The sequence below is a fragment of the Rickettsiales bacterium genome, from assembly GCA_025210695.1.
Lineage (GTDB): Bacteria > Pseudomonadota > Alphaproteobacteria > Rickettsiales > CANDYO01 > CANDYO01.
In genome coordinates this window covers 64,518-89,395 of record JAOARE010000036.1, presented here as the reverse complement: position 1 = coordinate 89,395, position 24,878 = coordinate 64,518, and the positions used below count along the sequence as shown (strand labels likewise).

General features: G+C 31.9%; 24 protein-coding genes and 1 pseudogene. 10 read left to right on the top strand and 15 right to left on the bottom strand.

Translation table 11 applies throughout. The features are described 5' to 3' along the window. Together N4A31_06110 and N4A31_06105 are read right to left on the bottom strand one after the other, a co-directional pair. A partial coding sequence (locus tag N4A31_06110; protein ID MCT4635793.1) for a hypothetical protein occupies positions 1-1,037 on the bottom strand: 1,037 nt, incomplete at its 3' end. Positions 1,038-1,193: 156 nt separating this feature from the next. Further along, a complete protein-coding gene (locus N4A31_06105; protein MCT4635792.1) occupies positions 1,194-2,114 on the bottom strand; it encodes a hypothetical protein in 921 nt (306 codons plus the stop codon). A gap of 91 nt (positions 2,115-2,205) precedes the next feature. On the opposite strand from N4A31_06105, the gene N4A31_06100 reads away from it, so the two are divergent. Further along, on the top strand, positions 2,206-3,366 hold the full coding sequence (locus tag N4A31_06100; protein ID MCT4635791.1) for a glycosyltransferase: 1,161 nt from the start codon (positions 2,206-2,208) through the stop codon (positions 3,364-3,366). A gap of 724 nt (positions 3,367-4,090) precedes the next feature. Here N4A31_06100 and N4A31_06095 read toward each other — a convergent pair. The 6 genes from N4A31_06095 to prfA all read right to left on the bottom strand — a co-directional run bounded on the left by N4A31_06095 (position 4,091) and on the right by prfA (position 9,666). After that, positions 4,091-4,387, bottom strand: coding sequence for a hypothetical protein (locus N4A31_06095; GenBank protein MCT4635790.1), 297 nt, complete (start codon positions 4,385-4,387; stop codon positions 4,091-4,093). Between the two features lie 577 nt (positions 4,388-4,964). Beyond that, entirely contained in the window at positions 4,965-5,756 is a 792-nt protein-coding gene (locus N4A31_06090) for a M15 family metallopeptidase (protein MCT4635789.1), read from the bottom strand. A 2-nt stretch (positions 5,757-5,758) separates the two neighbouring features. Beyond that, a complete protein-coding gene (locus N4A31_06085; GenBank protein ID MCT4635788.1) occupies positions 5,759-6,364 on the bottom strand; it encodes an RDD family protein in 606 nt (201 codons plus the stop codon). Positions 6,365-6,370: 6 nt separating this feature from the next. After that, positions 6,371-7,054 carry a transglycosylase SLT domain-containing protein gene (locus N4A31_06080; protein MCT4635787.1) on the bottom strand — a complete coding sequence of 228 codons (684 nt, stop codon included), beginning with the start codon at positions 7,052-7,054 and terminating at the stop codon, positions 6,371-6,373. A 164-nt stretch (positions 7,055-7,218) separates the two neighbouring features. After that, positions 7,219-8,550: a hypothetical protein gene (locus N4A31_06075; GenBank protein MCT4635786.1), complete on the bottom strand. Its 1,332-nt coding sequence runs from the start codon at positions 8,548-8,550 to the stop codon at positions 7,219-7,221. Positions 8,551-8,598: 48 nt separating this feature from the next. Next, the gene (gene prfA, locus N4A31_06070; GenBank protein MCT4635785.1) at positions 8,599-9,666 is read right to left on the bottom strand and encodes a peptide chain release factor 1; all 1,068 of its coding nucleotides are present in this window, start codon (positions 9,664-9,666) and stop codon (positions 8,599-8,601) included. A gap of 181 nt (positions 9,667-9,847) precedes the next feature. Here prfA and N4A31_06065 point away from each other — a divergent pair, with 181 nt between their 5' ends. Then, a complete protein-coding gene (locus N4A31_06065) occupies positions 9,848-10,810 on the top strand; it encodes a substrate-binding domain-containing protein (GenBank protein MCT4635784.1) in 963 nt (320 codons plus the stop codon). A 14-nt stretch (positions 10,811-10,824) separates the two neighbouring features. Then, a complete protein-coding gene (locus N4A31_06060; GenBank protein ID MCT4635783.1) occupies positions 10,825-11,100 on the top strand; it encodes a hypothetical protein in 276 nt (91 codons plus the stop codon). Here N4A31_06060 and N4A31_06055 read toward each other — a convergent pair. Continuing rightward, entirely contained in the window at positions 11,097-13,757 is a 2,661-nt protein-coding gene (locus N4A31_06055; GenBank protein MCT4635782.1) for a PD-(D/E)XK nuclease family protein, read from the bottom strand. The genes N4A31_06060 and N4A31_06055 overlap by 4 nt on opposite strands. Between N4A31_06055 and N4A31_06050 the strand changes: the two genes are divergently transcribed. Continuing rightward, positions 13,756-14,628, top strand: coding sequence for a zinc ABC transporter substrate-binding protein (locus N4A31_06050; protein MCT4635781.1), 873 nt, complete (start codon positions 13,756-13,758; stop codon positions 14,626-14,628). The genes N4A31_06055 and N4A31_06050 overlap by 2 nt on opposite strands. A gap of 12 nt (positions 14,629-14,640) precedes the next feature. On the opposite strand, the gene N4A31_06045 is transcribed toward N4A31_06050, so the two are convergent. The 6 genes from N4A31_06045 to N4A31_06020 form a co-directional block, all read right to left on the bottom strand. Continuing rightward, a complete protein-coding gene (locus N4A31_06045; GenBank protein MCT4635780.1) occupies positions 14,641-14,916 on the bottom strand; it encodes a BolA family transcriptional regulator in 276 nt (91 codons plus the stop codon). Between the two features lie 9 nt (positions 14,917-14,925). After that, complete coding sequence (locus tag N4A31_06040; GenBank protein ID MCT4635779.1) at positions 14,926-15,876, bottom strand: LD-carboxypeptidase; 951 nt, start codon at positions 15,874-15,876, stop codon at positions 14,926-14,928. Positions 15,877-15,928: 52 nt separating this feature from the next. Beyond that, positions 15,929-16,381 carry a 30S ribosomal protein S9 gene (gene rpsI, locus N4A31_06035; GenBank protein ID MCT4635778.1) on the bottom strand — a complete coding sequence of 151 codons (453 nt, stop codon included), beginning with the start codon at positions 16,379-16,381 and terminating at the stop codon, positions 15,929-15,931. Positions 16,382-16,386: 5 nt separating this feature from the next. Continuing rightward, positions 16,387-16,857 carry a 50S ribosomal protein L13 gene (gene rplM / locus N4A31_06030; GenBank protein ID MCT4635777.1) on the bottom strand — a complete coding sequence of 157 codons (471 nt, stop codon included), beginning with the start codon at positions 16,855-16,857 and terminating at the stop codon, positions 16,387-16,389. A 278-nt stretch (positions 16,858-17,135) separates the two neighbouring features. Next, positions 17,136-18,794: a hypothetical protein gene (locus N4A31_06025; protein ID MCT4635776.1), complete on the bottom strand. Its 1,659-nt coding sequence runs from the start codon at positions 18,792-18,794 to the stop codon at positions 17,136-17,138. A gap of 35 nt (positions 18,795-18,829) precedes the next feature. After that, on the bottom strand, positions 18,830-19,831 hold the full coding sequence (locus tag N4A31_06020) for a hypothetical protein (GenBank protein ID MCT4635775.1): 1,002 nt from the start codon (positions 19,829-19,831) through the stop codon (positions 18,830-18,832). Between the two features lie 194 nt (positions 19,832-20,025). Between N4A31_06020 and N4A31_06015 the strand changes: the two genes are divergently transcribed. From N4A31_06015 to N4A31_05990, 6 genes and pseudogenes are all read left to right on the top strand, one after another. Beyond that, a complete protein-coding gene (locus N4A31_06015; GenBank protein ID MCT4635774.1) occupies positions 20,026-20,370 on the top strand; it encodes an NADH-ubiquinone oxidoreductase subunit NDUFA12 family protein in 345 nt (114 codons plus the stop codon). A gap of 21 nt (positions 20,371-20,391) precedes the next feature. Beyond that, on the top strand, positions 20,392-20,868 hold the full coding sequence (gene mlaD, locus N4A31_06010; GenBank protein ID MCT4635773.1) for an outer membrane lipid asymmetry maintenance protein MlaD: 477 nt from the start codon (positions 20,392-20,394) through the stop codon (positions 20,866-20,868). A 3-nt stretch (positions 20,869-20,871) separates the two neighbouring features. After that, positions 20,872-21,408, top strand: a complete 537-nt coding sequence (gene def / locus N4A31_06005; protein ID MCT4635772.1) for a peptide deformylase — start codon at positions 20,872-20,874, stop codon at positions 21,406-21,408. A 136-nt stretch (positions 21,409-21,544) separates the two neighbouring features. After that, positions 21,545-22,621, top strand: a pseudogene (gene ftsZ / locus N4A31_06000) (cell division protein FtsZ). Between the two features lie 396 nt (positions 22,622-23,017). Continuing rightward, positions 23,018-23,791: a septal ring lytic transglycosylase RlpA family protein gene (locus N4A31_05995; GenBank protein MCT4635771.1), complete on the top strand. Its 774-nt coding sequence runs from the start codon at positions 23,018-23,020 to the stop codon at positions 23,789-23,791. Then, the gene (locus tag N4A31_05990) at positions 23,769-24,875 is read left to right on the top strand and encodes a D-alanyl-D-alanine carboxypeptidase (protein MCT4635770.1); all 1,107 of its coding nucleotides are present in this window, start codon (positions 23,769-23,771) and stop codon (positions 24,873-24,875) included. The genes N4A31_05995 and N4A31_05990 overlap by 23 nt, the downstream gene beginning before the upstream one ends. Positions 24,876-24,878: the final 3 nt, after the last annotated feature.

Genomic DNA, 24,878 nt, shown 5'->3' with positions numbered 1-24,878 from the left:
TTAACTGAATGTTTAATCATAGACTGCCCGGTTTCTAGAGCAATTTTACCTATTTTCTTTGTTGCTGATTTTCCTCCTTGAGCAGTTTTCTCAGCAATTTTTTTTCCTATTTTTATTGTTTTATCTGAATCAGATAAGTCATTTTTATTTATAATTTTTCTATAAGGATGTACTACTTTATCTCCAAGCCGACTGGCAGTATCTCTAGAAAACAACTTCTTTTTCTCCATCTGACCTGCAAGTATTCTTAATGTTTCTTTTTTTTCTATACGCTTATCTTTTGAATCTATAGCTCTAAATGAATTATTAATCTCTGCATATCTTTTCTGTTTATCTTCAGATGAAGATTCTTGATTTTTTTCTAACTCAACTAATTCTTTAATTAGTTTTATTTTAGTCTTTTCGCTTTTACTTAGCTTGTTATACTTACTAATGTCTTTATTCTTTAAAACGAAACCAGCAGAAAATCCCATAACAGCTCTACGAACTTTCATTGCCTTTCTAGCCAATCGACCGGTTTTTTTCTCAGGTTCTAGATTTTTACTTAATTCTTTTATTTTTTCGCTAGTAATATCATTACCAACAGCTGTTATACTTTCAATAAAGTTCAAATATCTCTCTAAATTTGTACCATACTTAGAAATCTTCTCATCATATTTAGCAATAACATTATTTGCTGCATCTTTTAAAGATTGATATCTACTTTCATCATTTTTTCTGGTCTGAGATTTTTTATCTTCTGCTATTTCTCTTTCATCAAAAACAAAATCATTTACTATTCGTAATAGTGCTATGCAATTTGCAAGTTTTTTGTCTTCAACCTCATTCTTGCTAGTCTTGCTTCCATCATTTGAACTAACACTTAAAATATCTGAGTCATCACTAAAACTATTGCTTCTTACACTCTCATCATCAGTTAAATCTTCTGTAGAAGCAATAGATCCTTCTTCAACGGCACCAAAAAGACTTTTTAAAGATGATTCTCTACTTTTATCGCTAACATCACGATTAGAAGCATTATCTGATTCACCCGACATGATGTTTCTCCTTTTAGCAAAGTAAACTCACTAACTATAGTGTAACGATTTTCTGAGACCTTTACAATAGAATCTATTTGTATGAATTATAACCTATGAGATAGATTAAGCTGTTAATGGCCAAAACTTATATAAATACGCTAACTTGTAAATAATCTAATATCCTTTAAACCTCTGGCAACCAATCAGCCAAATTATTGAACGATATTTTACACCATCTAACCAACTAAACTTTGTTTGAGTATTAAATGTAACTGGAAGCATGCTACAGGGATTTCTTCTTCTGGTTGTAATGAATGATTCCATTCTTGCAGGATATGGGTCATATAAATGAACATCTTGTGAATTATTATGATATAGAACACTCAAAATAGCTTGATCATGGCGATGATCTTTAAAATCTGAATATTCGTCTTTACTCGGAAGATCTGTTATAAGATCTGGATCCTCAGAATATTTAAGCCATTCTTCTATAAAAGCTCTAGACTTTTCTGTATTACGTAACAAAATTATACTGCCATCCAACTGAATCTTATCTAAATATGAGTCATCATCATTAGCCATCGCTGCAATTACAGATCTTTTTATCATCCCACGATTAGTATGGAAATTAGGAAATAATACAATATCATTTTCTTTTGCTAAGTCTAATAAGTCATAGATTCCATCTCTAAACACTCCTGAACTATCTGCATAAAGTAAAATATCATTCTCAGGCATCATCTTCAGTGTCTTTAATATAAGATAAGGCTTCCACAACCAAAATCCTGCACCTCTTCTTTGCGACAGGATATCTTTATGATTCTCATAATAATCAGGTTCTATATGATGGTGCTGATAAGGTATAATAACATCAAAAACTTGATGCATTGCTGCAGATGCCACAAAATTTGTCTGATTTTGAATATAAATTCCTTTATTAGCATATGAAATAAGCCATATCTTTTGAGAACTATAGCTGCGCCCTGTATTTTTTACCGGATATAAGGAAATATCTGCACCATAAAAATGCACCTTTAATATAACTATACAAGCCAATAAAAATATAGATAAACAAACCCAATTTCTCTTACGCATAAATTATAACTCTTATTGATTTAATAGCAGTTGCAGTAATATAATATTTCACTATCATTATACATAATCAATCAACATATAAAAGACTATTATGAAAGCTATCAAATTTATTTTATTCGTAGCACTCTTATTTATAATATATATCGCAGCAGCTTATGCCTCACGACAAGGCATTATTTATTATTACTCTAAGGAAGACTCGCAAAAAGATTACTCAGCAGAATATAGAAACACCACAATAAAAGACAAGTATAAAATTGTCTTTATTATTACTGCAGAAGGAGCAACAGCAGATAGAGAGGCTGGATTTAGAATGATAGAAGCCTGTAATAATCTTGGTTGGGAAGTACATATTTTTGAAGAGCTAACTAATAATCAAGATAAAATAAAAGAAATCGATCCTGATTTCATTCTCACTAACAATTGGCGATCAGATATAGGCCTTAGAAATGTTAGGCTACCATATAAAACCTATGGCTTAGTTGCCCATCCTATAAATACTTATTTTAGTGGATTCTTTAGCTTCACTCCACAATTTAAAGAACATAAATATCCTGAATTTAAACTATTTGACGGCTTTATAATCTCCACCCCAGAAATTAGCTTATTTAAAAAATATATTGAATCTAAGGGGCATAAATTCTATGGATTCAAAGGATATTCATCTGCGCAGAGCCAACCTCTTGTTGAAGTTGAGCCTAAACAAATTGTATATATGGGATCAAATTGGGATAAAAAAAGAAAAGGCGACAAGTTTAATAAAATTTTTAAAACCTTAGCAGAAAAAGGACAGGCTGTGTTTTATGGTCCACCAAGCTCTTGGGAAAAATTAGCAGGAAATGCCTATAGAGGATTTTTTAAAGGATCCAGCTCAGCAGTGGTTGATATTATACGTGAACATGGAATTAGCTTAATGCTCCACAGCAATCAGCATATAAAGAGCGGAACCCCAAGCAGCAGAGTGTTTGAAACTTCCTCTTCTGGCGCATTGGGAATTAGTGATATGCATCCATTTTTAATCAAAAATTTTGGTGATAACTTCCTTTATATTAATACAGATAAGTCTGCTGACGATGTTATAAAACAAATAGAACAACATCTTAAATGGGCAAAAGAAAACCCTAACAAAGTGAAAACTATGACAGAAAATGCTTATGATATATTTATGAATAACTTCACTCTAGAACAGATGATACTAGACATTGCCCACATGCATGAAAAAATTATGCTTGATGAACAAAACAAGAGATAACAAAACTGAAATTTCGCAAGTTAAAGCTCTATTTTTACTCCTTGACCATAATACTTATAATGAATTCATACCTGCTATTCTTTTTAGAATCCTGGGAGGCGTATTCTTTATAACGCTAGTAGTTATTATAAGAATATCTTATACAAATTTAGCTATTTTGAGCACGCCAAATGGTATCATCCATGCAAGAAGCAAAACACCCTAAATTCACTTATAGCAAACTAACTTGATTTAGTGATCTATATGGAGAGATGACATTGTCAACCTATAAAAATAAGTTAACAGCAGGTGGTGTCTAGAATCTAGCGCAACAAGTCCGGTGGAGCGTTAGATAAACTGGCGTAAAACAACTCGTGAGGGGTTTTAAATCCAAGCACTTGTCTGGGCGTATTATTCAATATATCTTCTATCCGATCAAGATCTTTTTGCTTTAGAAAATAAGGTCTTGTATATTTTAGTATTAATTTTCTTATTCTGCCGTTCATATTCTCAACAAATCCTTTTTGCCGTGGAGAGCCAGGATTACAAAAATAAGTATCGATTCCTAGATCTTGATGATTAGCAAATTAGGTGCTTCGATCAAAGGTCATAGATTTATATATAGGAAACTCATCTGCTAGTGACGATTTAATTCCTCCAACTACTTGGTTTGATGTTTTGTTCTGGTTTAATCTCAAATTTACAAACCTAGTTTTTCGTTCTACCTTAGTCGTTGCTCTAGATTCTAGAACTCACCATACCAAATTTGGGTTGAGCTTGTCTCTAATGTGCTATATAAATCTTGTACTAAGCCTGATAAATCTGAAGTGCATTCATGAGGAAATGGGTATAAATTATTATCGCTAAGGCTGCTAACAACAGAATGTAATTGATCCAAAGAATCTGCACCCATAATCATTTTTACATAGAGTGGCTCCGCCACATCAGTAAAAGTACGTTCCTTTAATTCATCAGCATAATTCAAAAAACAGTTTTTTATTATTGCTGTTGCTTCTACTTTATAAGTATTTAATTCTGTCATAACTTTTTCCTTATTAAGGTTTAATAATGTATTATAAATTAAAAACCAAGAACGTTATTAGTTAATGCATCTTAGCTCAAGAAAGCTATATAGTTAATTTATTAACTTGTCAACAGATAAAAGCTTTGTTGTTGATGTGTTATACAATAATATTCATTCTTTGATAATATTTTCTTGCTTTTTCTCCATCCATATTTAACTTTTGCTATAAACTCTAAGCTTTAGACACTAAATAATCTTTATTCTTATATCTTATCCACTATCTAAAACAGCATTCTTATCAAGCAAAAACGACGAAGCTGCAGCTTTTTAGCTATTTCTCAATCTTATATATCATTACTATCATCTTTTTCTGATGTTTTTACTTTATAATACGACATATCTAAATCCTTAAATCAAGTTAGTTTACTATAGCTCCTCTTCCGGTAACTTTTCTATTTGGACTCTGTGAGGGTATTACACTAAAAACTGGATATGACTTTTCTATGTTTTGTGGAATATGTAGTCTATTCGTTGGATACTGTGATTTAAGAAAAATTAGAGCTATTCAATAAAAATAATGTATTTTCTTAAAAAACTACTTTTTTCTAGATATAAGATTATTAAAGAATGCCACACCTTCTTCATAAGAAAGGTTAGTAATGGCTTCAGCTTGTTCACGAGTAACTTGAAAATGTTGCCAATCTATAGGGTAATTCCAATATCCTCCCCAAACTGTAAAACCGTTCTTACGAAAAATATCAACTACTGTAGATTTATTAGTGTTATTCAATACAGTTTCCACCATACCTTCACGAACATTACTCCTATTGATATATTCCATACCTTGAGGGGGAAAAACCTCAACGCTGGTTTTTCCTGGCTCATATTCAGTCACCAAATAAGGATTTTGCATCGGATTAACATCAATTGCCAATCCATATGCATGAATAGACATACGATTGCCATTTATAATTTCTCTACAATTAAAGGCAGAACTATTATTAGCTTCCAAAGATTTTTGATCATCTCCATCATAATCATTTATTAAATTCATATTAAAAATAGGAAATTTATTTTCATATAAGTTTTTAAATATCGCCAGAACATGATCTGCCACTACATCATGTACTACAAGCTCTCCATCCTGACGTTCATTACCTTCAAAATCTATATAAGATATTTTTAGAATATTTAATCGATCTAAAGAAACTGGACAATCTGGAGACCAGATATTCTTTTTTATCATATCCTTCCTAAGGTCACTGCTTAGACGAGATTTAGAGAAACTCTGCATTGGTACTGCTGCCTGATACATAAAATTATACCCTAGATAGATTATAAGAATACTACTTAAGAAACAAGATACTAAAATAAGGTTCTTTTTCATTCTTATACCTTTATAACTAAAGTATTAGCAATTTTATCATGCCAAGCTTGTTTTCTACTATCAAATACTATCCATATCACCCCTAAAAATACTGGCACTACAGATATAATATAACCAACCAAACGAATAATCAATTGTCTGCTACTCGGCTTGCCTAAAGTCTTTGCATCAACAATTTTCATCGATAACAACATTTTTCCAGGAGTTGCTTGTTTCTTAAACCAAAACACCATCACAACAACCATAATAGCTATTAATTGAGAAAGTTGCAAAAGAACCATTTTGATTAGCCCATATTGTTTAAAGAAATAGTCACTATATTCTGGATTAGTACTTATGAAAGCTATAAAGTCTGGCTTCATGCCCGTATCTTTATTTACCTCAATCATATCAAATACAGCATGACGAATCATTTCAGATGGAGCCGAATCACCATAGACTAAATTACCTAATAACATAAATAATGGTGAAAATAAAAGAGCAATTAAGGTTAAGTCAATTAATGATGCCATCATTCTTGCTTGAAAACCTGGATATTTGCTAGATCCAGAAAAACTTTCTCTAACTTTTTTGTAAGATAATATTTTTTTCTTTTTTTTATTTGTCATAATCAATTAATTCTCCTCGTTAGAAACTGAATAAGGGATCATATTACTCTTTAACCTCTTTGAATCTTTACGTGGTTTTACCCTAGGCATAAGGTCATTATTAACAGTTGAAGCAACAAAAGGCAATTTTTCTTTTTTAATCGAACTTAAAACCTTCTTATCACTGTTGCATGAAATAATCTCACCCGTAACAGACATACATGGATTATATGATAATTTATTACTTTCATACTTACTTCTTACCTTTAAGACTTTCTCAGCATAACTTTTACCAATTTCAGCTTTAGAATGATATGAGGCTACAGCATCGAACCAATTATAATATCTCTGATAATTGAGCTTTAAAAAAGAAGCTGCATATTCTATATTATCTTTTGGTTCAAAGGCCTGTTCCAAATCTAGAAACGCATTAGAATGATGATGTAGATTAATCTGCATACATCCTATGTCTATGCTGGTTAATCCTTTTGCTAACATTTTTTTTACCTCCTTAATGGCTTCCTCTTTATTAGCATAATAATAAGCTCTTCCTCCCTGATTTACTGCCCACGGCCAAAAAAAGTATAATTGAGATTGACTATGCCAACGACCTGTTTCTATAGCTGAAATCGAGCGCAGTAAATTCTTTGGAAGGTTATGTTTTTCTTCTATATGATCAAAATAATTACTACATTGATTAGAATTATGCATATAGATATATTCTTGATAGCTAATTCCAACAGAAAAACATGGAATAAGATATACACTTAGCAATAACAGGATTCGAGACATTAAAAGTTAATTACTGGTTTAATTTTCTATAGATATCTTAGCATAGATAGTTATTAAATTACCAGTTAAATTAATATAATTGATTAATTACTGCCATGGTCACCAATAAAGCTTTCATACAATACAGCAGCTCCTTGATAAACTACACTCCCTGCTAGAGAAACCAAATCTGGAATAACACTAGCTACACAAGAAGTAGCTATTTTTGCTTCATTATAATGTGGTAATATGAATTGATAATTTATAATAGTAGAAGACATCATTTTCATGATATAAATACTCAAATCTGCAGAATATTTTGTAATATCTTTGTTGAAAGATCCATCATACATTGAAACAGAATCTGAAACAATCTTTGCTGTCAGCCAAGAATCAACCAAGCTATTACCACTATAAAAACTTGAAGAAAACCCTACAACCGCAAGAGATTGCTGTATTATTCCTTTAGGAGAAAGGCTATATTTAAAATTATCCATATAATACGTGGTAATTGATGGCAATTCTTCTCCATTTACATGTTTCTCAGCATAATTAATACCAGGAGACACTACAAGTTTCGCTAACAAAACTCCCGAAAAAAAATCACAGCTATCACTAAACATAGCATTTGATTTAGTAGATACCTCATCTGGAAGTGCTATTTCATTAGCATCTATTGTATTTAAATATTCTTCATGCTTTCTCAGAAGTTCTAAGATAGAATATTCTTCTAGATTACCTGCAATAACAGACCCAGTAGATTGATCAACAAAAATTCTAGAAGATTCTATAACTGGAAATGCAGCAGAGAATTTTTCAAGCCCTAAAGAATTACTTTGCAAAGATAGATATTTGAATAATGTAATTTCCTTGCATAATTCACTATCAGAATTATAGCTAACTTTATAATCTGCTATTTCGTCTAACTTTCCTTGAGCCTTTACCGTTTCTATTATCGTATCTAATGCTTTTTCTAGACCCACGCGAGAGCTTGCTATTGCAGCCTCCGCGTATATCTTGATAAAATCTTTATCCTCTTTAGCAACTTCTAAAACATCTAGATAAGCCTGTTCTTTACTATATGATTTGTCTTCTCTATCTTTAGCACCAAAGCTGTTTTCTTCAGCAAAAAAAAGCGTCATCGCTTTAAAGCGTGTACCTTCATTATTTAGTAATAACTCACCAAGAACTCCAGCAGAAGAAGCTCCTTCTAAGATAAGCTTAAACGCCTCCCGATCGCTAAGTATAAAGGCAACCTCTAACGTTCTTAATGAATAGTCATTCTTATCACTAGCAAAAACTTCTATAAAAACATCACTCTCTTTAGAAACCCCTATAATGTTTTTAAGATCTTCATGATTCTTTTGCTCTAATACCTTAATTAGCTTTTTACGTAATTGATTTATATTGTTTGGTCTTTCCGAATATTCTTGCATAAATTAACTCCTTTAAAATATATAGATTGAGGGTAATAACTTACTTCTCTATAGCGAGCTTTCAGATAATTTTCTTGCTTCATCTTCTGTGCTTAAAGCTGAAATTAACTCATCTAACTCTCCACCATCAGTAATTTCAGTTATTTTATATAGAGTTAAATTGATTCTATGATCTGTTACTCTTCCTTGAGGATAGTTATAGGTGCGAATACGCTCAGAGCGATCACCGCTACCAACTTGACCTTTACGATCAGCTGCACGCTCATTCTCAAGTCTGCGTTTTTCTTCTTCATAAAGCCGGGAGCGAAGGATTTTCAAGGCCTTAGCTCTGTTTTTATGCTGAGATTTTTCATCCTGTTGAGTTACAACAATTCCTGTAGGAATATGAACAATACGCACTGCACTATCTGTGGTGTTAACACTTTGTCCACCTGGACCACTTGATCTATAAACATCAATACGCAAATCTTTTTCTTCTATTTCAATATCCACATCTTCTGCTTCAGGCAGGACTGCTACCGTAGCCGCTGAGGTGTGAATACGTCCACTAGATTCTGTTTCAGGAACTCTTTGCACTCTATGCACGCCCGACTCAAATTTTAACTTAGAGAACACACCTTTTCCTGATACTAAAACTGAAGCCTCTTTAACTCCACCAACTCCTGTATCATAAAAAGACATGATTTCAAATTTCCAACCTTTCTTCTCACAATAACGTTGATACATTCTGAACAACACACCACCAAATAAAGCAGCTTCATCGCCCCCGGTACCTGCTCTTATTTCAATAATCGCATTTTTATCATCATCTTTATCTTTAGGTAATAGTGAAAGTTTTACATCTTTTTCTAATTTAGGTAGTTTTTCTTTTAATTCTTCAAGCTCAAATTCTGCTAATTCTTTCATCTCAGGATCCTCAAGCAAGACTTCCAATTCTTTTATAGAATTCACCACTTCTAAATAATGATTCACCTTTTCAATAATGGGCCCAAGATCTGCATATTCTTTAGATAATTGAATATATTCCTCACGCCCCAATGAATCCACATCATTGAGTTTTTTTGCAATTTCTTCATATTTTAACATGATTTTAGTTAAATTATCTGAAAAGCTCATATTATTTAAACCTGTGTATATACCATTACTCATTTCTTTAAATGACAAATATATACTGCTACTTTGCTGAAGGCAATATAAATGATCTAGCATATGACTGATAGACAATATTCTTGTATATTTTACTTCACTTTATATCTATACTCAAATCTATCTGAAGTTAATAATTAGGAACTTGGCAATGCAAAGAACTATCTCTATATTATTGTTATTCTTGAGTATCTCAGCCTCAGCTAGAGAACAGATACGAATTGTTGGTTCAGCCACTTTATATCCTTTTATTACCATAGCTGCAGAAAAATTCGGTAAGACAGCTGACCATACTCCAGTGGTGGAAGCCACAGGAACTGGAGGTGGATTTAGACTTTTATGCTCAGGAAATTCTCTAAAATACCCAGATATAGTCAATGCATCAAGACCCATAAAACCAAGCGAAGAAAAATTCTGTAAAAAAAACTCCGTGAATAATATAAAAAAAATTACTCTTGGATATGACGGAATTATTCTTGCTCAATCTATTGAAGCTAAAAAGTTAGACTTAAGCCCTAAGCATATATTTTTAGCTATAGCTAAAAAAATCCCGTTTAACGGAAAAATGATTGATAACCCATACAAAACTTGGAAAGAAATTGATCCATCTCTACCTGACTATAACATTGAAATTTATGGGCCATCTTTTACTTCTGGAACTAGAGACACCTTTGTTGAGTTAATAATGCATAATTTCTGTGCTTCTTCTGATGAAATATCTAAAATTATTCCTAATAAAAAAGAACGCCTGATTACTTGTGGGACAATGCGCGAAGATGGTCCTTATATTGATATGTCTGAAAATTATAATTTAATCATACAAAAACTACTTAACAATGAACATGCCCTAGGAATTATTAGCTTTAGCTTGCTAGAAGAACATCCTAAAATAAAAGCTGCTGACATATCTCATGTCACTCCAAGCAAAGATTCAATAACAAGCGGTGAATATATTCTTTCTCGCCCATTATTTTTATATATCAATTTAGATCATAAAAAGTTCCTACCTGATTTAGATAAATTTATAAACTATATTACTAGCCCTATATCTATAGGACCCAATGGATATCTAACCAAAAAAGGACTATTAACAAAGGAGACTGCTAATCTATAGCTTCTTCATTTATTTTGACATTTTCACCGTTCTTCTGTATAAAAAAACACCAGCATGATCTAGATTTTACTACGTTTATAAAGAAGAATGATGTATCTATCGTAACTGGTCCTTTATATGCTGCAGCTAGAAATAATGACTGTGAAATTATGAAGGTTTTGATAGATCATGGAATTAGCAGTCAAAACACTAACTGGCTTGACAAGACAGCTATTGACTACACCACTGAATGCAAATTCTTAAGCAACTATAACGATAAAACATTCCCATTGGAAGAAACATTGTTTTAAAACTCTCTGGCTAAATGGGCATATTCACAATAACCTGAACTCTTCTTGTTTGTATAATGATATGGAGTTGATATATCTTGATATTGCTTAATTAAAGCATGAATATATTCTTCTGTCTGTTTTATAATTTCCTCATCAGATATATCTATCTCTAAAACTTCAACAGGCCCCTCTCCACCAGATAACTGTAAATAAGTTAACGACGCTAAGTTCTGGTGCTTTCTTTGAAATTTAAATCCTCCATTTTTACCAATTACACCTTCTAATAACAACTGTAAACTATTGCCAGAAGTAATTGCTTTATTAGTTGGCAAACGCCCCGTCTTATAATCAATAATATGTAATGAATTATTTGCAGATACTTCAATTCTATCTGCTCTAGCAATTAGAGTAAATTTATTACCGATTGGCATTCTTCCATATTCTTCTAAATAAACTATATTCGATAAGTTTTCATTAGCAATAAACCATTTTGCTATACGAACAAATCTTTGCCAATATATCAATTGCAATTTAGAACCAGTTAAATTTAACTCCATCAAAGCCTGTTTACCGCTATTTAATAAAGTTTCTAGATCTGATTTAATATGTTTATAGTGATAAATTTCTATTGCTCTATGAATAAAAATTCCAAAATCTAAAGCAGATAGTGATTTAACAATAGGAGGTAATTTTTTAAGTTTAAGAATCAAGTCCACATAAATATGATAGGGATTAAAAACTAATTTATCAATTTGAGTTACAGACAGTTGAGTTGGACGATGTTCTATTGCTGGCCTTGGAGACACTTCATAAGTCTCCTGAAGCCCACTATCCTCTGCAGATTCAGCAAAAGAAAATTCTTCAATATTAATTAAGGTTAACATTCTAAGCAACCAACGAGATGGCGTTGTTATAACACCCGAATCTTTTTCCGATCTAGTAAGAACAATCTGTGGATTTTGTACGAAACACTGAAAGTCATATGCCTCTTCACCTATAGCCTGTTCTGGAGAAGGTAAACCTATCTTCTCAAGCAAACTATTATTAAAACAGGGGTCAAGTGGTATTCTTGATGGCCATATTCCTTCATTAAGACCTGCTAGAATAACAAGATCCGCTCTATGCAATCTAGCATCTATTGGTTTTGACAATGTGATTTTATGGTTAGAAACTTCAGGTCTATAATATGCAGACTGTATGAAATGCTGAAAAACCTGAGGATAACTCTTAGGAGAAACGCTTCCTAAATTCCCAGAACTTTCTAAAATTTGATCTAAATATAACTTAAACTCCTCTGCATCAGACCCTTCCCATAATGGTAACCTAGCAACTTCTTGGGCAAAATTTAAATGAAATTCAAATAATTCTTTAAAGCTTATTGACCTATAAGAAAATATATCCTTAAACCTCCTAAAACAGTCAAGCATCAAATTAAAATTTTCATCCTCAAATGAAACAGCAAAAATATTATTTCCATAAAAATTTTTATCTCTTATAAGGAGCTCTATTTCTAATACTACTGCTTGATCAACATTGGCTAATTTATGTTTTAACAATGCTAGACTTGAAGATAAAGAAAAATTTTCTAAAACTATATTTAAACAAAGTTCTAACCATATTCCTGTATCACTATGTTTTAAAGGATAATCTCTAATTATATTTACATCTAAATTGCTTTGCTTCAAATTCAGAATTATTTTAACCATTAAAGCATCATCTGCTGTAACTACCATCGCTGTTTTATAAGATCTGTTTTGTAGCAAACTTACTATAGATTTCGCCTCATGATGCAAGTCATTGCATTTTAAATATTGAATACCATCTATACTTTCTTTAGCAAGACTATACCAATTAACACATGATTTTGAAGGTTTTAAAGCATGAGAAATTAAGTTTGATCGTTTTTTAGTGTACTGACAAAAATTTGTCACAGCTTGTGGATCAACATTCAATTGACTGAGAATTTGTTTAAAATTATATTGAGCATGAGTAACATCCACATTCTCCCAATCATTCATTGTAAAATTTGAATCTATACCATAGAACACCAAATAACTTTTTTTCATTAATTGTATTATGCTAGGAGTATTATAAGAAATACCTGCCATAATTATAGTTTTATTAGAAAAGCTATTACTTAATTTCTCTATTAAAAGATTATTATATCCTACCTTAGTTAGGTTATCTTCCTGTCTCCATAATGCTATAAACTCCTTCAATATTATGAACAGCTCTTGCTGATGATTGCTTAAATCTTCATCTATCATCTTTAGTATTGTACTCAAGTCAACTTTACTAAACTCAATACTCTGAATAAAATTAGCAAAATATTCTGCCAAAGGAGTTATAGATGATAAATCTTTAAACTTAGGAAGGTTCATTTTAAAAATAACTTCGCTAACCTTAGCTACCAACCCTATTCTGCTTAATACTGTAGATTGTTTTTTTAAAGTAACTAAATCAGCTAAATCACTAACTGAATGTATATTAAGTTTTTTATAACCCAATTCAAAAAAAACATTTTTTAAACTAGAACAAGCATTCTTAGTAGGAAGTAATATTATTACATCTTTAGTATTGCAAGTTGTAAATAAGCTATTTATAATTCCATCAGCTAACACTTGAAAAAAATCCTCATTTGCAGGAATATTATATATATTAGGGCTCGCTACCATGCTTCGCATCATTATATTCATGATCGTTCTATTTCCACTTAGCTTATTAGCTGGAAATAAAAAAATCGTAGTGTCCATCCGTCCTTTGCAATCCATTGTGGCCAATATAATGGGAGACCAGGAAGAGATAAATTTAATAATAGACCACAATGAATCTTTGCATAATTATCAATTAAAACCAACAAAAATCCGTAATATTTATAGTAACAACCTTATTATTATAATGAGTAGAAACTTTGAAGTATTTATGGATAGAATACTAGAGAATTTGAGCGCTCAAAATAAAGTTATTGAAGTTGCAAACCTTCCAGGAGTGGAATTACTTTTAAATAACGAACATAACCAATATGGATTGAAATATGATTACCATCTATGGTTGGATGTTGATCAAGTTAGAACAATAGCTAGAGGATTAACTGATATTCTAATAAAAGAATATCCTTCAAATAAAAATATCTATAAAAATAACCTGGCTCAATTTGAGCTAAAACTAACTGCACTAAATAAAAGAATAATCAAAAAACTAAAACATGCACATAATAAAGATTTTATGGTCACTCATAATGCTTATTCTTATTTTACCAAACAATATCATTTAAATAATCCAACGGCAATAACTATTGACCACGACCACAATATAGGAGCCCGCAGTTTTCTTGAAATGCAAAATTTAATTAAAGAGAATAAAATTCAATGCATTTTTGAAGAACCACAATTTGACTCCCAAATTATTCTTAAACTACAAGAAAAATCTAATATAAGGATCGGCAAACTAGACGCTGAATGGGGGCCAGATAATGCATCAACCAAAGACGCTTACTTTGCTATGATGGATTCATTAGCTGATAGCTTTAGCGAATGCTTAAAATAAAAAGCTCTTTATTTATCTTTTTTTGTATTCTTCTTTGGTATAGGTTTTAAGACAAAGAGCATGAAGAGAACTAGCTAAGGCATCTTTTAAGGAACTATAAATTAATTTATGTCTCTGCACTGAAGGTAAACCATCAAAACTTTCTGAAACTATAGTAATTGTTGCATGAGTCAATCCACCAGTAGGATTTTCAATATGTTCAGCATGAGCATGACTATCATCCCTAATATCAATGAAAGATGGATTTAAATATTCTAATCTTTGTTTTATTTCACTAGACTTTAGCATGTTTTATCCTTATAAATTATTTGTTCCACCAGATAGGCAAGTGAGAACAGGTTTTTCTCCTAAAGTTAAATTACAACTTGTTCCAAGTGATAGTGGAGAATTGCAGTTACTATTATGACCAATAATAGGCAATGACAACACAGGAATATCAAGCAACTTGGAGAAATTTTCTATAGCTATTGTACATAAATTTTTTCCATCTTTCTCTAACTCTGGAGTTATCTCACCAAAAATAAGAGCTTTTGCTCTTTTAAAAACTCCTGCTTGATATAAGTGATTAAGCGTGCGATCAATTTGATACCCCTTTTCTCCAACATCCTCAAGAAAAATAATTTTATCTTTAGTATTAATTTGCCAAGAAGTTGCTAAGGATGTTTGAACTAAACATAAGTTACCTCCTGTAATTGCTCCCTCAATATTTTTAGCCTTCTTAGCATTGTCATTTAAAGGAGTAAGTTGATTGTAGTTTATATTTACTTGCTCACCAAAAAGAACTGGCTTTAATTCATCTAATAACTTGGGGTTTCTAATAATTTGACTAATCACAGCACAATGAATGCTGTTCCAATTCCATTTGTTTTCTACAAATAAATGTAGAGCCGTAATATCACTAAATCCCATAAGTAACTTTGGAACATTAGGAACTTCTATTTTTTCTAAAAAAGGAATAAGTTTTGCAGCTCCATATCCACCTCTAATAGCCCATACTGCCTTACTATCTGTATTAGTAAAGGCATTAATAATGTGCTTAGCTCTGTATTCAAGACTATTAGCTGAAAATGGATCTTTTTCTAAATCTATTAAATCATCTGGTATTCGAGCTATAAGCCCTATACTTTTAAGAATTTTCTTAGATCTTTGGTAATATTCTAATAAATTGTCAACTGGAACAGCAGAAGAAGGTGCTATTATATCTACTACATCTCCTGGTTTTAAAAAGTTCCAAGATTTATTTACCATTAAAACCTACAATAAAAAAAAGGCGCATACGCGCCTTTTTAAAAAAATATAATTAACGCTTGGAAAACTGGAAGCGCTTACGAGCTTTCTTCTGCCCATACTTTTTACGCTCAACTGTTCTAGAATCACGAGTTAAAAATCCACCTCTACTTAACAAAGTATGCAACTCTGGGGCAAACTGATCTAAAGCACGACTAACTCCATGACGAATAGCACCTGCCTGACCGGTGGAACCTCCACCTTTAACAGTACATACTATATCAAATTGAGATAAAGTTTTTGTTTCAGCAAAGGGTTGTAATAATATTGTTCTATGAGTTGAACGAGGAAAATAATCCTCAAAGGTTCTACCATTAATAGATATATTACCTTTACCCGCTTTTATCCACACTCTAGCAACGGCGTCTTTTCTTCTGCCAGTTCCATATGAACGACCAAGATTATCAATATTTGGTAATCTTTCTTCTTTAGGTTCAACTAATTTAGTTAATTCACTTAATGACATATATACTAACCTTTCTTATTTTTAGAGCTCATGCTTGCAAAATCTAGTACAGATGGCTTCTGAGCTTCATGAGGATGTGATGAGCCTGCATAAACATATAAATTTGATAAACGCTGTCTACCCATAGGACCTTTTGCCAACATTCTTTCTACAGCTTTTTCTACCACTCTTTGTGGATTTTTTCCAGCGAGAATTTTACCAGCTGTTGTCTCTTTAATTCCACCGAAATAGCCTGTGTGACGATAATAAAATTTACCATCTTTTAAAGCTGATTTATGTCCACTTAAGTGAATTTTATCAGCATTAATAATAATTACATTATCTCCACAATCTTGGCTTGGTGTGTAACTTGGTTTATCTTTACCAGATAAAATCATCGCCACTTTTGCAGCCAGCCTACCAAGAACTACGTCTGTAGCATCGATTACTAACCATTTTTTTTCTACTTCTGATGCTTTCATTGAGTAAGTTTTCATTTTATCTTACCACTATCCTATTTAAAAGTTGATATAAGAAGATCTTAAAATATGACAAGTTACCACTATTTGTCAACAATAATATTGTACAAAAGTATTTTTAATTTTTAACGCTCATCATTATCAAAAACAAAGCTTAATAAATGAAATTATACCAACCCTAAACATAATATCAATAAACCAACATACGAAAAAATTGCATCTACATAAAAACTCTATAATTCCCTAGAAAACCACCCTTTAGTTTTATTCTACAAACTGCAATTTAATACAATAACTTATAAATCTACATCTCTTTCTAGTCTAGTAATCCCTACTCTTGAAACATTATCTGCTAATTCTTTGTATTTCATATATAATGAATTACTAGGAAGAGTTCCCTTTTCTGAAGGTTTTTCTCCAGCAAAATGAATAATAAATGGCATTACTTTTACACTATAATCAAAAACTGGAATATAGTTCCACCGCCTGGAAATAAATTTGATCTTACCTTGGTAAATCTTATTAAACATATCTTGATTAGGCATCAAAAAACATTTATCACTTTTTAGAGCCTTATAAGGAGTATGATGATTACCCTCTAAATAATTAGAATATTTATTTGTTAGATAAGACGAATTTTTAATTTCCCTCATAAGGCTTAAATTATGAACTACCACACCTATATTAACGTACTTGTACTCAAAATCACAAGAATCCTTTCTATTAACAATTATATCTTCTGTTGAAGCCGCAAAAATATTACCTTCAAAGTTCATATTCTGTAGGTCATATAAATCTCTTAAAACAATCAAATCAACATCTAAATATACTATAGAATCTAAATTTACAAGAACATCTTCAACTGTAAATCTTTGAATCTGATTTCTCATTTCATGTCCAAAAATACTTTTCTTATCTTTATAAAAAAGATCTGAAGGAGCATGAATAAAATGAACTTTATATTCTCCAAGATCTTGTAAAGAACTAAGTATAAGCTTATTGTTTTCTGACAATGGACTTTCTTCATCAGTTACAAAATATAAATTATAATCAGTATTCAAATCTGCATTTAATAAAATGGAAGCAATAGCTGTTTTAGCATAACGAATATAAGTTGGATTATTATCTATTGTAAAAAGAACATCAGTAGTTCTTCTATTAGAAAAATTAACTAGAGACATAGCTTTTTTCTTAAGATTGTGAGCTTCTAATAGATTGTAATTATATTTATTATCACTTGAGAACTTACCTATAGAATGCATTAAGCTCATCCTGTACAAGGCACGACTTGCTATATTAATATCCTTAGATTCTGACAATTTATTTAATAAAATATACTCTTCAAATTCAGAAGAATCTATCTTAAAATCTCTTCCTGTAACCATAGACAACAAAGCCTCATGATACTCTTTTCTATACATTCCTTCCAATGCTAAACTTTCGTACCTTATCGCCCTATATATAGAAGAAGCATCTTTTTGTTCTGTCTCTATTTGCGCAAGACAATGATACCCCTCGGATATCTCAACTAAATCACTCCCATCACTAACCATACTAGAGCATTTTTTTTTCTTATAATCTTTTATCTCTTGGTTGTTATCTGAATTGCGACTTTCTAAAAGTCTATTTTTTCTCTCTAAAGAATCAATCCTGCCAAGCAAATGATTCGTAAAATGGTTTAATGATTCTGTATTTGCAACTAACTTATTTATATTATTCTCAAAATTTTTATATTCTTGCTCAAGGTCAGACCTCAAAACCTTCTGCGCATCTCTAACCTCTTTATATTCTTGCTCAAGATCGGACCTCAAAATCTTCTGCGCATTTCTAACCTCAACATTTAATTCTTTTATATAAATATTAACCGTAAAACAAAGTATTAACAAAAGAATAGTCACCACAATAAAAGATATCGCCTTATATCTGTAGTTTTTTATAAATCTATAAATTGACATAAAGGGCTCCCTCTTTAAGTTAATTGCACAATATCCTAATCTACTAGTATAGTGAAAGAAGGATCTTCCAGTTGTGGACAAATAGGCATATCCATACCAGAAGGATGAGTTTGCTGCTTCGATAATTTATATTCATCAACTAAATTTTTATTAATATAAGAAAGCTCTATAGTTCTTGGAATTCGGCCACGAGAGTTTTTAGTAGTAAACCCAGAATTGCGACAATTTGAAGCATGAACGTGCACTAGAATAAAGTTTTCTTCTATAGAATTCAATAGCTTTATAGCCTTATAAAACTCCTCGGGATTTCTCCAAAAATGTATTTCCAAAGCTATTCCTGTTATATCTTTAGAATATTCTAACACTTCAGGAAGAGATGCATATTCACCACCCTCTATATCCATCTTAATAAAAATTTTCTTTCCTACTAAATCCATTCTTTTTATATGATCATTAAACGAAACAATCTTTGAAGGAGAAATTTTTAAACTAGCGTCCTCAAGAAATTCATCTGTACCCACACATTCATCAACAAACGTAGTTAAAGGGTTTTTAGTAGGCACTGATGACGATCCACAATCAAATCCATATGATTGCTTGTGAAATATATTCGAAAATGATTCTTCAAATGATATATCGTCCCTGACCCCATAACCTAACAGAACATCTGCTTTCTTAAGGGAAATTTCAGGAACAATATATCCTCCGTCCCCGTCTTTACCAACCCTTATAAGCACATTCTCACCTTCCTTACCAAAAGTATCATACACCTTTAGATGACTTACAAACTCCTCCATAACTTCCAAGCCAATACTGTTTTCTAAATTGTCTTGAGCAGCCATTCTCTCCAAGTCTAGCGAGAACAATCTTTCCAAATTAAATAACCTTTTATCCATTTCTAGAATCCTCTTTTCTAAAAAACTCTTTTCAAAAGAGCACAAAGATAATTTTTTCTTTATATATCCTCTTCCCAACACTAATCCAACCACCACTATAACAACCACTAATAACCATAAAATAACTTTTTTTCTCATCATTTCTCTACTCTATTAATCTATTAATATTATTAACAACAAACTAAATATAATTATTTATAAAAACTATACAAGATAAAAAGCTACCACTCAAGAAACTTAGTTGAACCATTCTTTACACAACTCTAATAAATATTGCCATTCTTTTAATAACCATGTAAAATCACAGTCATCCAATATATTGTATAGTATAAGTTATGACATTTTCGACTAAATTATTTATAAAGTTTTTTTGCTCAAAAATAGGACAAGATCAGTTTGGTAATAGTTATTATCAAACGAAATCCAAAACCCCTTCAGGAAAACATAAACGACTGGTACTTTATAAAGGCTCAACCGAAGCATCAAAAATTCCTGCCCTTTGGAACGCTTGGTTGCATTATACCATTGACGAAGTACCTTCAAATGAAGTACATTGTAATAATTGGGAAAAACCACATATTCCAAATTTAACTGGAACAGAATATGCATACGCTCCTCAAGGATTGAAAAATAAAGGAAAGAAGAGAGCCATAGTTGATTACCAAGCTTGGGCTCCGTAAATTAAATTTAAGGTGATTTTTATGAATAAAAATATGATTGAAACTATTACAGGCGCTCTTATTTTAGGAATAGCAGCTTGGTTCTTAATGTTCTTCATGGATCAAAACACAGGAGTTAGCGTTGCAGGGAATCATTATAATCTAACCGCTAAATTTGAACAAGCCGATGGTATTGCCGTTGGAACCCCAGTAAAAATTGGAGGAGTTAAAGTTGGTGTGATCACCGATCAAGAACTAGATCCTAGAACTTATTTTGCTGTTATTAAAATGTCTCTGAATGATAAGATAAAAGTCCCTACCGACTCAATAGCAAAAATTTCTAGCGAAGGACTTATAGGTGGTAAATATTTATCTATTGTTCCTGGCGCTGATGACAATATGATAAATAAAAATGGTGAGATACAATTCACTCAATCATCTATAAGTCTTGAAACATTAATTAGCAAAATGGTGTTTTCTAGCTCTAACGATGAAGAAGATAATTCTACAAAGAATTAGAGCATGGCTATCTTACCAATAGTTTATGCTCCACATCCTGTTTTTAAACAAAAAGCTAAGACTGTAGCTAAAGTTGATGAGTTAATATGTCAACTTGCGAATGACATGGTTGAAACTATGTATTTTGAAAAAGCTGTTGGGTTGGGAGCAAACATGCTTGGAATAGATCAACGTATTATTGTTGTTGATATAAAACAAGCGAATAGCAAATCTTATATAATGATTAACCCAGAAATCATAGAAACTTCAACTGAAACTAGCGAGCATGAAGAAGCATCAATAAGCTTTCCTGGAATTTCTGCTATAATAAAACGTCCAAGTAAAATAAAAGTAAAATATTTAGACTTAGATAATAAAGAGCAAGTTTTAGAGGCTGACGGTTTTTTAGCGCGGGTTATATTACATGAAAATGACTACCTAAACGGCATCACTTATCTTGATCATCTTTCAAAAATGAAGAGAGACCTGCTTACTAAAAAAATGATTAAATATATCAAACATAATCCCCCACATGTCCATGGACCACACTGCAATCACTAGACCTTTTTAAACCAAGAAAAATAATACTATATACTCATACATATATTCATAATTTTTTCAGTGGAAATTACGTGAATAATCATTTATTATCTACTGTTTAGATTAATAAACACCTAATTTTTAGCAAAGGTTCGATATGTCTCTTAATTTACACTTGCCTGATAGCGTAGTTTTAAAACCTTGTATCACCGTTTTTGGTGTTGGAGGAGCTGGCTGCAATGCCGTAAATAATATGATTAGCTCTAACTTAGAAGGAGCTAAATTTGTTGTTGCTAACACTGATTCTCAATCACTTCACTTATCAAATGCACCTCATAAAATTCAACTAGGAGCTAATTTAACAAAAGGACTAGGAGCTGGAGCATCCCCCGATGTTGGAAAAGCTGCTGCAGAAGAAGCCATAGAAGAGATTGATAAATTACTAACTGACAGTAATATGGTGTTTATTACCGCAGGAATGGGTGGAGGAACTGGCACAGGGGCCGCACCTGTAATAGCGAAAATGGCTAGAGAGAGAGGGATTCTTACTGTTGCTGTGGTTACTAAGCCATTCCACTTTGAAGGAGTCCATAGAATGAGGCTCGCCGATGAAGGGTTGAGTGAACTTCAACGCTTTGTTGACACCTTAATCATTATACCCAATCAAAACTTGTTTAAAATTGCCAATGCAAAAACTACTTTTGCTGATGCTTTTAAAATGGCAGATGATGTTTTACATGCTGGTGTGCGTGGAATTACCGATCTTATGATTATGCCAGGATTAATCAATCTTGACTTTGCAGATATTCGTGCAGTGATGAGCGAAATGGGTAAAGCAATGATGGGAACTGGGGAGGCGCAAGATGAAAATAGAGCTATCGCAGCTGCAGAAGCAGCAATCTCTAATCCTTTATTAGATAACTGCTCAATGAAAGGTGCAAGAGGAGTGTTAATTAACATCACTGGCGGTTATGATATGACTTTATTTGAAGTTGATGAAGCGGCTAATCGAATAAGAGAGGAAGTAGATTCAGAAGCTAATATTATATTTGGATCTGCATTTAATCCTGAATTAGAAGGAACCATTAGAGTATCAGTTGTTGCAACTGGCATAGACGATCCTCATTTTCATACTGTAGAAAAAGAAACCAAAGTTGCTGCCCCCTCTACTACTGAAAAGATACAACAATTATATAGATCAGAACCTATAGAGCTAACCAAAACCACAACCTCTTCTCCAATGCAATTTGATTTGGATTCAACTAACACATCCAATCAAAAGAACCTTGAACCTGAAGAAAAATCAGAAGAAGACCTAGAAACCGCAGAAGGGAAAATCTCTAACGAAGAAGAAAAAAATCCTGATATATTTTTCTCACCAAAACCGGAAAATACTTATGAAACACCAAGAACTCCAATAAAAAACACAGAAAGAACTAAGCCAAGCTTGAGTTTGTTTGCAAAAATGGCAAGTTCTGTTGGATTAAATTTAAACAAAGAGAATAAAGACAAAGAAATATATGTCTTAAGTGAAGATAAACAAGTTGATGAAGAGGAATTGGTAACAGAAGAAATGTTAAATATACCTGCTTACCAAAGGCGCAAATAAATTTATTATTTAGTAGTTACAGTGATCAATAAACAAATAATCCCTTTATTATTGATAAGCTATGTTTTTATATTGCCTGGCTGTAAATCTACCTCCTTTACACCGTTTTCTTGCGGAAATTCATATGGTAACAGCTATGAGGGAGGTATAAAAGTTGGGGATCCTTATAAAATCAAAGGAAAAACCTACACCCCAGAAATTGATTATAAATATAACAAAGTAGGTATAGCTTCATGGTATGGAGACGACTTTCATTGTAAAAAAACGGCAAATGGAGAGATGTTCAATAAGAATGAATTATCTGCAGCTCATAAAACACTTCCATTACCTAGCGTAGTAAAAGTAACTCACTTAGGAAATGGCAAGTCAATAAATGTTGTAATTAATGATCGAGGACCATTTGCACATAACAGAATAATAGATCTCTCAGAAAAATCAGCTATTGCTCTAGGAATGAAAAAACAGGGCACAGCAAAAGTTAGAGTTAAGTTTTTACCGAAAGAAAGTAATAAATTGATGGCAAAACTGTCATCTCAAAAAAAGATTTATTATAAAGGTAAAGGAAAGCACAAACCTTTATCTAGTTTTGAGATTATTGTTGAAGAATATAGAAACCAAAAAAAAGCTCTAATCACAATGCGTAGATTATCTAGAATAGGAAAATCACATTTAATTGTTAGAGATAATAATAAATACATCATCACATTAGCGGCTTCAAACAAGGCCAAAGCTAATATTTTATTAAAAAAAGTAAGAAAAATGGGATATAAAAATGCAAAAATTCATTCTAGCTAGCTTATTATTGTTATCAAATTTTGCTAATGCATTTGAAACAGACGCAAAATACGCCATTTTGATGGATTATGAAACCAAAGCTATATTATATGATAAAGAATCTAACGCTCGTATGGTTCCATCATCAATGAGTAAGATGATGACTGCTTATATTGCATTTGAGAGTCTAAAGTCTGAGCATGTTAGATTAGATGATACTTTTACAATTAGCAACAAAGCTTGGAAAATGGGAGGGACCAGAATGTTTATCCCCCTAGATACACCTGTCAGATTTGAAGATTTATTAAAAGGATTAATTATTCAATCTGGAAATGATGCAGCCGTTGCAATAGCTGAAATATTGATGGGAAGCGAAGAAGAATTTGCAGAATATATGAATAAAACAGCCGAAAAACTTGGCATGTATAATACCAATTTTACCAATGCTAGTGGCTGGCCTGATGAAAACAATTACTCCACAGCATATGACCTAGCGATATTATCTTATCATACAATAAAAGATTTTCCTGAATATTATCATTATTACGCCGAAAAACAATTCACCTATAACGGAATAAAACAAGATAATCGTAATGGTCTACTTTATAAAAACATGGGAGCGGATGGAATAAAAACTGGCCATACTGATGATGGAGGCTATGGTTTATCAGCATCCATAAAAAAAGGAGATAGAAGATTAATAGCAATAATAAATGGGCTAAAAACCCACAAAGAAAGGACAACTGCCGCTGAAAGAATAATGAATTATGGAATGATAAATTTTACTAGTATAAAACTAGCAGAAAAAAATCAAGTATTAGAAACTATTTCTGTAGGAAATGGAAAAGAAGAAATTATAGAATTAGTTTCTCCTAACGACGTATTATTGATACTACCTAAAAGCGAATCAAGAAGTATAAAAACTAGTTTGCATTATAAAACTCCTGCCCTTGCACCAATTAAAGCTGGAGAGCAATTAGGTGAGTTAGTAGTGGAAACCAGCAGATATGGTACGCAAACCTATCCTTTAGTGGCCAAAACTGAGGTAGAAAAAGCTGGACTTTTTGGAAGAGTAAAAAATAATATCATAAATATCTTTAAATAAGGT